Source organism: Succinispira mobilis DSM 6222, from assembly GCF_000384135.1.
Lineage (GTDB): Bacteria > Bacillota > Negativicutes > Acidaminococcales > Succinispiraceae > Succinispira > Succinispira mobilis.
The window spans coordinates 544,492-557,024 of record NZ_KB913028.1; the positions used below are offsets into that span (position 1 = coordinate 544,492).

9 protein-coding genes are annotated in these 12,533 nt (G+C 38.4%); 8 read left to right on the forward strand and 1 reads right to left on the reverse strand.

The window, feature by feature from the left end; genetic code table 11:
- The first annotated feature begins 13 nt into the window (after nt 1–13).
- On the forward strand, nt 14–1,495 hold the full coding sequence (locus tag SUCMO_RS0102685; protein WP_019878904.1) for a methyl-accepting chemotaxis protein: 1,482 nt from the start codon (nt 14–16) through the stop codon (nt 1,493–1,495).
- 112 nt (nt 1,496–1,607) lie between these two features.
- On the forward strand, nt 1,608–1,784 hold the full coding sequence (locus SUCMO_RS11375) for a hypothetical protein (RefSeq protein WP_019878905.1): 177 nt from the start codon (nt 1,608–1,610) through the stop codon (nt 1,782–1,784).
- 229 nt (nt 1,785–2,013) lie between these two features.
- Here the strand turns inward: SUCMO_RS11375 and SUCMO_RS10910 are convergent, their stop codons facing one another.
- Nucleotides 2,014–2,775: a hypothetical protein gene (locus SUCMO_RS10910; protein WP_019878907.1), complete on the reverse strand. Its 762-nt coding sequence runs from the start codon at nt 2,773–2,775 to the stop codon at nt 2,014–2,016.
- Between the two features lie 537 nt (nt 2,776–3,312).
- On the opposite strand from SUCMO_RS10910, the gene gap reads away from it, so the two are divergent.
- The 6 genes from gap (at nt 3,313) to SUCMO_RS0102725 (ending at nt 12,497) form a co-directional block, all read left to right on the forward strand.
- The gene (gap, locus tag SUCMO_RS0102700) at nt 3,313–4,317 is read left to right on the forward strand and encodes a type I glyceraldehyde-3-phosphate dehydrogenase (RefSeq protein ID WP_019878908.1); all 1,005 of its coding nucleotides are present in this window, start codon (nt 3,313–3,315) and stop codon (nt 4,315–4,317) included.
- Between the two features lie 301 nt (nt 4,318–4,618).
- Nucleotides 4,619–6,544, forward strand: coding sequence for a triose-phosphate isomerase (gene tpiA / locus SUCMO_RS10230; RefSeq protein ID WP_019878909.1), 1,926 nt, complete (start codon nt 4,619–4,621; stop codon nt 6,542–6,544).
- 3 nt (nt 6,545–6,547) lie between these two features.
- Entirely contained in the window at nt 6,548–8,071 is a 1,524-nt protein-coding gene (gene gpmI, locus SUCMO_RS0102710) for a 2,3-bisphosphoglycerate-independent phosphoglycerate mutase (protein WP_019878910.1), read from the forward strand.
- 20 nt (nt 8,072–8,091) lie between these two features.
- Nucleotides 8,092–9,375: a phosphopyruvate hydratase gene (gene eno, locus SUCMO_RS0102715; protein WP_019878911.1), complete on the forward strand. Its 1,284-nt coding sequence runs from the start codon at nt 8,092–8,094 to the stop codon at nt 9,373–9,375.
- A gap of 795 nt (nt 9,376–10,170) precedes the next feature.
- Nucleotides 10,171–10,401, forward strand: coding sequence for a preprotein translocase subunit SecG (gene secG / locus SUCMO_RS0102720; RefSeq protein WP_019878912.1), 231 nt, complete (start codon nt 10,171–10,173; stop codon nt 10,399–10,401).
- Nucleotides 10,402–10,475: 74 nt separating this feature from the next.
- Nucleotides 10,476–12,497, forward strand: coding sequence for a sodium-translocating pyrophosphatase (locus tag SUCMO_RS0102725; protein WP_019878913.1), 2,022 nt, complete (start codon nt 10,476–10,478; stop codon nt 12,495–12,497).
- Nucleotides 12,498–12,533 lie beyond the last annotated feature (36 nt).

The following is a 12,533-nucleotide window of genomic DNA, read 5'->3' on the forward strand; positions in this document are numbered from 1 at the left end:
AGAGGTGGAGTATATGGTTAATTTTTTTAGAAAACAAACCGGTTGCAGTGAAGTTATAGATATTTTGAAAATTGTAGATGCCAAAATGCAAGGACAAGAGGCTTCATTAGTAGGCTTAAAAGTAGAGAATCCTTTACATCAACGGATTTTAAATCAATTCGAACGATTGTTTAACAATGAATCTAAGATGTCTAAGGTGAGTAATGGGATGTTGGGCGCGGTATCTTCTTTGAGTGATTTTGACGTGCGCATGAAGCATTCGGCAGAGTCATTGGCAGATTTTTCCGAGCAATTATCCTTATTAAGCGAGTCTAATTTGGCGGTGGTTGAGCAAATAACAGCAAGCATGAATGATGTAAACGAAACTATTGAGCAAACATCCAATAAAATGGTACATTTGTCGAAGGATTCTAGTGATTTAATTGCCAAAAATGATCAAAGTATTATTCAAATAACCGAGATTGATCAACTTAAAGAAGCTGTTGTCGGTGATACTCAAAAACTAAGTAAACAATTTGAAGAATTAACAGCCATGACGGCTCATATCAGTGATATTGTTAATGGGGTGGCAGCAATTGCCGAACAAACTAATTTGTTAGCGCTAAATGCTTCGATTGAGGCGGCACGAGCTGGCGAGATGGGCAGAGGTTTTGCCGTAGTAGCTGAAGAAATTCGCAAGTTGGCGGACAGCACTAAAGGTAGTTTGCAAGATATGCGGGGCTTTGTCGGGAATATTCAACTAGCGGCTCAGGCCGGGAAAGATAGCTTGCAAGAAACCTTAAATTCTACGCAATTGATGAATGAAAAATTAGATAATGTCTCTGGGACAGTTCAAGAAAATGTGGCGATGTTGAAAAATACAGTACAAGATGTTGAGGGTGTGGCAGAATTATTGGTTCAAGTTAAGGAAGCGGCCAATCAAGTAAATCAAGCTATGAACTTGTCAGCCAGTGATGCTGAAAAACTTACGACAGTAACTAGAGACATTCACCGCGACGCAGTCCAAAGTCGTGAAAATGCAGAATATATTTCGAAGATAGATACAGAATTGAGTGGTTTTGTAAAAGATATGTTTGTAGCGCTTAATGGGAGTGTGCACGCTATTTCGAATGTAGAGCTTTTGCAAAATTTAGCTAAAGCTAAGGAAGCACATCGGGCTTGGATAACTAAGCTTAAGACAATGGTTGCCGATATGAAAACGGTGCCATTACAGACAGATTCTAAACGATGCGCGTTTGGGCATTTTTATCATGCGATAACGATTGAAGATCCGGCGGTAAAAAAAGAGTGGCACTCAATTGATGCCGTACATGATGAATTGCATAGTTTAGGCGGGGAAGTTATTGAGGCGATCAAGGCGGGCGATAGTAATTTAGCGCGTCAGTTAGTTGCCAGAGTTGACGGCCTATCAAAACAGATATTTGCGAAAATTGATAGCACTATTCAAGTGATTGAACAAAAATCAAAAATTGGCGAAGAATTGTTACGGCACTAAGGAAAACTGCGCAATAGTTTTAGTATTACAGTTAGATAGACTAACTAGTTGATTTTTGTCGGATATGTTTTGTTTGGATAGTCTTATAAGGCGCACTTAGCTGATAAAGGTATTGGCTAAGGTTGACAAAATTAGCTTGGTTAAAACCAAAAAGAAAAAACTGGCAATAATTGCCAGTAAAATTGAAAAGCCGTCTAGGCTAGCATTGGCTAGCTCAGACGGCTTTTTAGTTAGTTTGAATATATTGTGCATATCATTGGATTTGCAGATAGCGGCAAAAGATCCATAAAATATGGTGCTTAAGTTATTGAAGCTTGGTACAACGCATGTTACGTACGGTGCCTTAGTGGTCGACTGGTTCAACCAATGAGCAACCCCTATTATATTAATAGGAAAAACAGCTTAAAAATTTTCGGGAAAAGTTGTCTGCCAAATTATTGGGGTCAGAAAAACTAGGAGAATATTAGTTTTTAGTTTTAATTAGCTAAAGTGGTAAAACTAGTTTTGTCTAAGTTTGCTTAGCTGATGTCTGTGCTGTTAGTAGTTTCAGCACTAATATTTAAACTGCTAGCGGTAATACTAGTTTTTTCACTGATAGAAATTTCAATACTGGTATTATTAGCGACTGTTTCGGTGTCTTCAGAATCGTTTTTACCCCAAGCGTCAAATAATTCTAAGGTGCGAGCATGAGTTTTTTCGGTTATTTCGGGAAGTTTACCGCCAAACATTTCATTAACTTGTTCATAGGCTTTTATCACAGCATCTTTTAAAAGGGCGGCTTTTTCTGGGTTATCTCCCGATAGGGCTTTAGCAAATTCTAAGGCGCGTTGGGCGGTATTTTCGATGCCGTAAAAACCAGTGTCGCTAATTGCGGCTTCAGCCTGAGCTTTGGTTTCGGCATCTACGACAATTTCTTTGCCTTGATACATAATTTTTCCTTGGGAAAAATCCAACTCACTAAGATTAGCTAGCGTAACTTGTAAACCCTGTCCGAGTGAATCATCGAGCACTTTTTGAAACATTGCTGTTACATTTTTAGTACTCTCTTCCATTTGGGCTTTAAGCTCACGAATTTTTTCTTCGTCCAAGCCTTTTTTCACCTCTGGCTTAGCATAAGCAGTGGCAGGCGGAGAGGATTCGCCTAAGGAAACTACGGCGGCAGGCGAATCACCGTTGATTTTAATACTAACATTGGTCTCTTTGGTAATGCTGACAGCTTTTTTTTCGATGTTTAAGTTACTTGTAGTGGTGGGGTTTTGTGAATTTGGTGTTATTTGCATGAAATTCACTCCTTGTATGTAAAATTTAATTGTTAAGTAGATGACTTATATACAATATATCGATGGTTTTGTTTGAATATTAAGCAAAAGCTGAGCTAATGTAATTTTATCCTTGAAAATAGCTAAAAATACAAATATTTGCAGATGTAAGATAAAGCTGAAATTATAAGGCAATTAGATATGGATAGTGAAATTTTTAGGTTAGTAGCTTTTTTAGTTAAAACACTGTTAATATTAAACGGATAAACTGTGTTGCCAGTAAATCGCAATTAAAATTTGAAAAATCAGCAATAATGGTTGTTTATTAAGTAAAAACTGATTTAGAATTGAAAAGCTTAGCATAACAAGAAAAAACTTGCAAAAACAAATATAATGGCTAACAAGGCTAAAACAACTTGGATTTGCAAGTGTAAAATTACTTGCAAATAAAGTAGCGAGGGAATGTAACATATGTTATAATGTATGCAGGTAAAAATCAAGATAAATAGTTGCATATCTATAAAATATTATGAAAATGTAAACTGGAGGGTTTTTAAAATGGCAACAAAAGTTGGGATTAATGGTTTCGGTAGAATTGGACGTAATGTATTTAGAGCAGCAATTGGAAATCCAGAACTAGACATCGTAGCTGTAAATGATTTGACAGATGCAAAAACTTTGGCGCATTTGTTAAAATATGATTCTGTACATGGAGTTTTAGATGCGAAAGTGACTGTTGAGGGTGACTATATTTGCGTAAATGATAAAAAAATTAAAGTGTTGGCTCAAACTAATCCAGCAAACTTGCCTTGGGCTGAGCTTGGTGTAGAAGTTGTTGTTGAGTCTACAGGTAGATTTACAGAAGCTGAAAAAGCACAAGCACATATCCAAGCTGGTGCCAAAAAAGTTATTATTTCTGCGCCTGCCAAAGGTGAAGATATCACAATTGTAATGGGTGTAAATCATGAAAAATATGATGCGGCTAAACATCATATTATTTCTAATGCTTCTTGTACAACTAACTGTTTAGCACCATTTGCAAAAGTATTACAAGATAATTTTGGCATTGTAAGTGGTTTGATGACCACAGTGCATTCTTACACAAATGATCAAAATATTTTAGATTTACCACACAAAGATTTACGTAGAGCGCGTGCTGCGGGCATGTCAATTATTCCGACTACAACTGGTGCCGCAAAAGCTGTTGCTTTGGTATTGCCAGAGTTAAAGGGTAAATTAAATGGTTTTGCGATGCGGGTACCTACGCCTAATGTATCAATCACAGATTTGACTGTAACTTTAGAAAAACCAGCTACAGCTGAAGAAATTAATGCGAAGCTAAAAGCGGCTAGCGAAGGCGAACTTGCTGGAGTTATGGGCTTTAGCGAAGAACCACTAGTGTCCCATGATTATAATGGTTGCCCACTTAGTTCAATCGTGGACGGGTTATCAACAATGGTTGTTGGCAACATGGCTAAAGTGGTAGCTTGGTATGATAATGAGTGGGGCTATTCTAACCGCGTAAATGACCTAATTATTTACATGGCTAAAAAAGGTATCTAATCTAAGTAGTAGCAACTAATTTGTAGGAATTTGTAATTTTAGACCATCTTAAACTATAGCTTAATTCACAAGATAAATTAATTATATTGGTATAGGGAGTAACTAGAACTCCCTAGCCAATAACTATCTGCATTATATGGTGTAGATAGTTATTGGCTAAATAATACCAAATGTGAAGATAGTTACTTTAAGGTGGTTCCTTTTTTGAAAAAAATTATGTACAGCTAAGCTATTTTGGCGTAGTTACTAGTTAGCTTATAAGAAACTATAAAGATAGAGAGAATTTTGAAGGGATGGAATTATGAATAAAAAGTCGATTCGGGATATTAATGTTACGGGTAAACGGGTTTTAATGAGGGTTGATTATAATGTGCCGATGGATGAGCATGAACAAATTACAGATGATACGCGGATTGTGGCTTCAATTCCCACAATCAACTATTTGTTAGAACAAGGTGCAAGTGTTATTTTGATTTCACATTTAGGTCGTCCTAAAGGTAAAGTTCAATTAAAATATAGTTTAGCGCCAATTGCCAAACATTTAGAAATTAAAATAGGTCGTCCAGTAACTTTTGCATCTGATTGCCTAGGCGAAAGAGTGCAAGAGTTAGCAGGCAAAATGGTTGCAGGCGATATTTTAATGCTCGAGAATTTAAGATTCCACCCAGAAGAAGAAGAAAATGATTGGGAATTTGCCGAGGATTTAGCAACTTTAGCAGATATTTATGTTAATGATGGTTTTGGCGTATCCCATCGGGCGCATGCCTCTACGGAAGGAGTCGCTCATTTTTTACCAAGTGTAGCGGGACTATTATTAGAGAAAGAAATTCAATTTGTTGGTGGGGCAGTAGCGAATCCACAACGACCTTTTGCGGCGATAATTGGTGGGGCGAAAGTTTCCGATAAAATTGGGGTTATTGAAAACCTATTAGATAAAGTGGATGTACTAGTTATTGGTGGCGGCATGGCCAATACTTTTTTAGCCGCTGAAGGCTTTAAAATGGGTCGTTCTTTGGTAGAAGAAGATAAATATGAATTAGCTAAAACACTAATTAGCAAAGCCCAAGCTAAAGGCGTAAAACTATATTTGCCAGTAGATATGATTGTAGCTGATTGCTTTAGTGCCGAAGCGCAACACCATGCTTGTGCTATTGGCGAAATTCCTCAAGACTGGATGGCCTTAGATATTGGGCCACAAAGTCGGGAATTGTTCGCAAAAGCCTTAGAAGGTATGCGGTTGGTTGTTTGGAATGGGCCAATGGGTGTGTTTGAAATGGAAGCTTTCTGTGGTGGTACCGAAGCTGTAGCGCATGCGGTAGCTGGTTCGGGGGCAATTAGCATTGTTGGTGGCGGTGACTCCGTTGCGGCCATTGAAAAATTAGGTTTAGCTGAACAAATAACGCATATTTCCACTGGTGGCGGCGCATCTTTAGAATATTTAGAAGGCAAAATTTTACCTGGAATAGATTGTTTAGATGAAATTCGCAAACCTTTGATAGCTGGGAATTGGAAAATGCATAAAACGGTAACTGAGGGTGTACAATTAGCGAAAGAAATTGTGCAATTGACTAATGGTGCTTTAGCAGAGGTAGTAATTTTCCCACCGTTTACAGCTTTAGAAAATATTGCCGATGCGATTGATGGCAAACATGTGGGTTATGGAGCGCAAAATATGCATTGGGCGCAAGAAGGTGCATTTACGGGTGAAATTTCTGGGAAAATGCTCCAAGATATTGGCTGTGAGTATGTGTTACTTGGACATTCAGAGCGACGCCATATTTTTGGGGAAAATTTAGAAACAATTGCTAAAAAATTGCAAACGGCCTTAAATTACTCCTTAAAACCAGTACTTTGTGTAGGCGAAACTTTAGCTGAACGTGAGGCTGGACAAACTGAAGCAGTGATTACGGCGCAATTGCAAACGGCTTTAGCTAATTTAGATAGTAGTAAACTTTTAGATATGGTAATTGCCTATGAGCCAGTTTGGGCAATAGGTACAGGCAAAACAGCGACGGCTGAGCAAGCAGCGCAAGTTGCTAGTTTTATTCGGACCTATCTCTTAAATAACTGTGGTGAAATTGCCAGTCGGAATATCCGCATTTTGTATGGTGGTAGTGTTAATGAAAAAAATATTGCCGAATTAATGGCGGCGGCTGATATTGACGGCGCTTTAGTAGGTGGTGCGAGTTTGCAAGCTGAAAGCTTTGCGAATATTGTGAGGTACTAAAATATGGCAGCAAAAGTGGCATTATTGATTTTAGATGGCTGGGGTGTAGGTAAGTCCTATGCTTATAATGCTGTAGACAATGCCTCTACACCGAATTTAACAGCTTGGCAGGCGCAATATCCACAAGTTTTGTTAAATTGTTCTGGAGAAGCAGTGGGGTTACCAGAGGGGCAAATGGGTAACTCCGAGGTCGGACATTTAAATATTGGGGCTGGGCGTGTTGTTTACCAAGAATTGACGCGGATCTCTAAGGATATTCGCGAAGGTGGGTTTTATCAAAATCCACAATTGCGCCAAGCGATGCAAAGTGCTGTGGATAAAGGCCGAGCGCTACACATAATGGGTTTGTTATCAGATGGTGGGGTTCATAGTCATAATACGCATTTATATGCTTTATTAAAATTAGCTAAGCAAATGCAAGTGCCTAAAGTATATATCCATGCTTTTTTAGATGGGCGGGATGTGCCCCCACAAAGTGGTCTAGGTTTTGTGCAAGATTTAGAGGCGCATATAGCGGAAATAGGTGTCGGAGCGATAGCTTCGGTGGCAGGACGTTATTATGCGATGGATCGCGATCAACGTCATGAACGGGTAGAGCTCGCTTATCAGGCGCTTACAGGTTCCGCTCCAGCTTATGCAACTGCCGTAGACGCAGTGCAAGCTGCTTATGAGCAACAAATCTATGATGAGTTTGTGAAACCTTGTGTAATAGCACCAGCAACTACGCAGGGCATTACTAGCGGTGATAGTGTGATTTTCTTTAACTTTAGACCTGATCGGGCGCGACAAATTACGCGGGCCTTAATTGATCCGGAATTTATAGGTTTTAAACGTCAGTTAATTGGCGATTTGAATTTTGTGTGTATGACAGAATATGATAAAACTATTTGTGCCCCCGTGGCTTATGCGCAACAGAATTTAACTAATACCCTAGGTGAGGTATTAGCTAAAGCTGGAAAAACGCAACTGCGAATTGCGGAAACAGAAAAATATGCGCATGTTACCTTCTTTTTTAACGGCGGCGTGGAAGCACCTAATCCGCTTGAAGAGCGAGTTTTAATTGCTTCACCTAAAGTTGCGACTTATGATTTGCAGCCAGAAATGAGTGCTTATCAAGTGAAAGAGCGCTTAATAGAGTTGGTACAAGCGAAAAATTATGATACAATAATTTTGAATTTTGCTAACGCGGATATGGTGGGGCATACAGGTAATTATCAAGCAGGTATTCAAGCGATGCAAGCTGTAGATGCTTGTGTGGGCGAAGTAGTTGAGAAATTGTTAGCGGCTGATTATAAAATTTTAATTACCGCGGATCATGGCAACTTAGAATATATGCAAGATGAACAAACTAGACAGCCCTATACAGCGCATACTAGCAATCAAGTAAGGTTGCTTTTGTTAAGTCGGGAACAGTTGCAGTTAGATACGCAAAGAACGGGCAGTTTAGCTGATATCGCCCCGACGATTTTACAACTATTGTCTTTAGAGCAGCCAGCAGAAATGAGCGGTACAAGTTTATTAAAATAAGTTTAGGAGATGTGGTAACAGTGAGTATGATTATTGATGTATATGCAAGAGAGATTTTAGATTCACGCGGTAATCCAACAGTAGAAGTAGATGTAACTTTAGAAGATGGCACTTTCGGACGCGCTCAAGTTCCTTCAGGAGCGTCTACTGGAGCTTATGAAGCGGTAGAATTGCGTGATGGCGATAAAGCGAGATATTTGGGCAAAGGCGTATTACAAGCTGTAAAAAATGTCAATGAAGTAATTGCTCCAGAAATCGTGGGTTTAGATGCAACAGCACAAGTGGAAATTGATAATTTAATGTTGGCACTTGACGGCACGCCTAATAAAAGTAAACTTGGGGCTAATGCAATTTTAGGCGTATCGATGGCCGTAGCTAAAGCTGCAGCTAAAGCTTTGAAATTACCTTTATATAAATATTTAGGTGGCGTTAATGCTAAAGAATTACCAGTGCCTATGATGAACATTCTAAATGGTGGCGAGCATGCTGATAATAATGTGGATATTCAAGAATTTATGATTATGCCCGTGGGCGCAACTAGTTTCCGCGAAGCTTTACGCATGAATACTGAAATATATCATCAATTAAAAAGCGTTTTAAAATCTAAAGGTTTGAGCACCGCTATTGGTGATGAAGGTGGCTTTGCACCAAACTTAGCGTCTAATGAAGATGCGATTAAAGTTATTTTAGAAGCTACAGAAAAAGCAGGTTATGTGGCAGGCAAAGACATTATGATTGCCTTAGATGTAGCGGCGACAGAAATATATAAAGATGGTAAATATCATTTAGAAGGCGAAGGCGTGGTTAAAACTTCTGAAGAAATGGTAGCTTACTATGAAATGTTAGTTAATAAGTATCCAATTGTATCGATTGAAGATGGTTTAGCCGAAGATGATTGGGCAGGCTGGAAGTTGCTTACAGAAAAATTAGGTAAATGTGTACAACTTGTGGGCGATGATTTGTTTGTAACTAACGTAGAGCGCTTGAGCACAGGGATTGAAAAAGAAACTGCTAATGCAATTTTAATTAAAGTTAACCAAATCGGTAGCATTACGGAAACTTTTAATGCGATTGAAATGGCGAAACGGGCAGGATATACTTGTATTATTTCACATCGCTCAGGTGAAACTGAAGATACTACAATTGCCGATATTGCCGTAGCTTTAAATGCTGGTCAAATAAAAACTGGCGCCCCAGCACGTACGGATCGTGTAGCTAAATATAACCAATTACTAAGAATTGAAGAAGAACTTGGTAGTGTGGCGGAATACCGTGGTTTAAAAGTTTTTTATAATATTATCTAATTAGGCAAAAAAGATTAAAGTTTTTGCAGCACAATAAGGGCAGATAAGGGATATTATAGGCGATTCAATGAAGCTTTAAGTTTCATTGAATCGCCATTGAATTTTTGTTATAACGACATATTCCAGTACTATTTCAGTCCTAGGAATTTTTGTGTATAATTATTTTTATTGAGCATGATTTGAAAATCCACCTTTGAGCGATTTCGCAACTTTATCAGAAAGGATTTTTCAAGATCATGCTCATTTTTCTATAAAAAATATGCTGTGATATGCAGAAAATTTCCCTAGCACACAATATATATTATAGAGCCGCTGTTTAATTTAGCAGGTACCTCAAACTTAGCTATCGAGGACCTTTTTGATTATTTACAACCCTTAGAGAAAAATTCCTAAATTTAAATTAGGGTGAAAAAATAGCTACAGCCGTTTTTTAGAAAAAATTGCTGGCAGCAAGAAAAATTAAACTTAATTAAGTTGTTAATTAGTTGAAGCTGGCTAAGATATTAGCGTTAGGCTCTTAAGCACTTAGCAGAAAACAGCTAAATAATAAAGCATAAAAGTTATGCACAATAGGAAAAAAGCAGAAACAACAAAAAAATACAAAAAAATGTGGATAACACTGTGGATAATATGGGTAAAACTTGTTGATAAAGTTTATGAGCTGAGATAAAAAAATTTTTGTTAAATTTATTACAGAAAAAGCTCTAAAAAAGCATAAAAACACCATAAAGTTAATTGTAAGGCTTGACTTGATGTGTTAAAATATAAAGGTATGAGTAGTAGGGAGGGATTTGCGTGGAAACCGCTTTAATGATATTAGATGCTATACTGGCTGTAATTTTGATAATTTCGGTAGTTTTACAATCTGGCAAAAGTTCAGGTTTAGCTGGGGCCTTAGGTGGTGGGAGCGAAGGACTTTTTACTGGTAAAGCAAAAAGCAGTGATGCTATGTTGGCACGAGTAACGATGATTACTGGTTCGCTGTTTGGGCTCGTAACACTATTATTGGCAAAAATCACTAGTTAATTGTTTAAGCAGCTTGATTACATGTTAATTAAGCTTTTAATTTTTAAAAAACAAGTTTGAAAGGAGTAATAATTTTGGGTAATTTTTTATTTTTAGCTATGGCCATCGGCCTAGTAGCACTTATTGTAGCTTATTTATTGGATTTAGCTATTAGCCGTGCAAGTGCAGGTAATGCGCGTATGCAAGAAATTGCTGGCTACATCTCTGAAGGGTCTATGGCCTTTTTGAATCGCGAATATAAATATTTATTCGTGTTTGTAGCAGTAGTTGCGGCAATTATTGCCGGATTTATTGGTTTTGAAACAGCAGTATGTTTCGTAGCAGGAGCTATTTTTTCAATTTTGGCTGGTTATTTTGGTATGCGAGTGGCAACTATTGCTAACGTGCGTACTGCAGAAGCAGCTAGACATGGGATGAGCGAAGCTTTAAAAATCGCTTTCTCTGGTGGGGCAGTAATGGGTCTTGCCGTAGTAGGTTTAGGTATTTTAGGTTTAGCTATTGCTTTTATGGTATTTAAAGGTGATACAAATATTATCACTGGTTTTGGTTTAGGTGCAAGCTCAATTGCCTTGTTTGCCCGTGTAGGTGGCGGTATTTATACTAAAGCTGCTGACGTAGGTGCTGACCTTGTAGGTAAAGTTGAAGCTGGTATCCCTGAAGACGATCCTCGTAACCCAGCAGTTATTGCCGATAACGTAGGTGATAACGTAGGTGACGTTGCGGGTATGGGTGCTGACTTATTTGAATCTTATGTTGGTGCGATTATTTCTGCACTTACTTTAGGTGCAATTGTATATAAAGGTGGCGAAGGTGCAATTTTCACATTTGCACTAGTAGCAGCTGGGATCGTAGCCTCTGTAATTGGTATTGTTTTTGCTAGAAACATGAAAACTAGCAATCCACAACAAGCTTTAAATATGGGAACTTATATTGGCGGTACGCTAGTAATTGCCGCTGCTGCATATTTGAGTACTACAATTTTTGGTGATTTCAAAGCATTTTACGCAATCGCAGCTGGTTTAGTAGTGGGTATGATGATTGGTAAAATTACTGAGATCTATACTTCTGGCGATTATGGATATGTTAAGAAAATTGCCCAACAATCTGAAACTGGTCCAGCAACGACAATTATTTCAGGTTTAGCTGTAGGGATGTATTCAACTTTATGGCCAATGGTATGTATTTGTGCTGGGGTTTTGATTTCTTTCTTCGCTATGGGTGGCGCACAAGACGTAGGTATGGGTCTATTTGGTATTGCTCTAGCTGCAGTAGGGATGTTGTCTACAACTGGTCTTACTGTTGCGGTTGATGCTTATGGTCCAATTGCTGATAATGCAGGCGGGATCGCTGAAATGTCAGAATTGCCTCCATCAGTACGGGAAATCACTGATAAACTTGACTCTGTAGGTAACACTACAGCGGCTATTGGTAAAGGTTTTGCGATTGGTTCAGCAGCACTTACTGCACTAGCATTATTTGCTTCTTATGCACAAATCGTTGGTTTAAATACAATTGACTTATTAAATCCATTAACACTTGTGGGTTTATTTATTGGCGCAACGCTTCCATTTGTATTTGGGGCTATGACTATGGAATCTGTAGGTAAAGCCGCATTTGAAATGATTGAAGAAGTTCGTAGACAATTTAGAGAAATTCCAGGTCTATTAGAAGGTAAAGGTACTCCAGATTACCGTAAATGCGTAGATATTTCTACGGCAGCAGCACTTCATGAAATGATGTTGCCAGGTATTTTGGCGATTGCTGCACCACTTGTAATGGGTATGTTATTTGGCGCAGAAGCACTAGGTGGTATGCTTGGCGGCGCTTTAGCAGCTGGCGTACTTGTAGCTATTTTGATGGCTAATGCCGGTGGTGCTTGGGATAATGCGAAAAAATATATTGAATCAGGTGCACATGGCGGTAAAGGTAGCAACGCGCATAAAGCGGCAGTTGTTGGGGATACTGTTGGTGACCCATTTAAAGATACTTCAGGTCCAGCAATGAATATTTTAGTAAAACTTATGACTATCGTGTCATTGGTATTTGCACCAGTAATTGCACAATATGGTGGAGTATTAACACATTTATTTAAATAAACTTAACTAAATGTGAAATTAGCAAGAGGCATTTGT

Bases quoted from the DNA above. Each gene is read 5' to 3' on its own strand.
- SUCMO_RS0102685 (WP_019878904.1), top strand. From the start codon at position 14: ATGGTTAATTTTTTTAGAAAACAAACCGGTTGCAGTGAAGTTATAGAT.
- SUCMO_RS10910 (WP_019878907.1), bottom strand. From the start codon at position 2,775: ATGCAAATAACACCAAATTCACAAAACCCCACCACTACAAGTAACTTA.
- gap (WP_019878908.1), top strand. From the start codon at position 3,313: ATGGCAACAAAAGTTGGGATTAATGGTTTCGGTAGAATTGGACGTAAT.
- tpiA (WP_019878909.1), top strand. From the start codon at position 4,619: ATGAATAAAAAGTCGATTCGGGATATTAATGTTACGGGTAAACGGGTT.
- gpmI (WP_019878910.1), top strand. From the start codon at position 6,548: ATGGCAGCAAAAGTGGCATTATTGATTTTAGATGGCTGGGGTGTAGGT.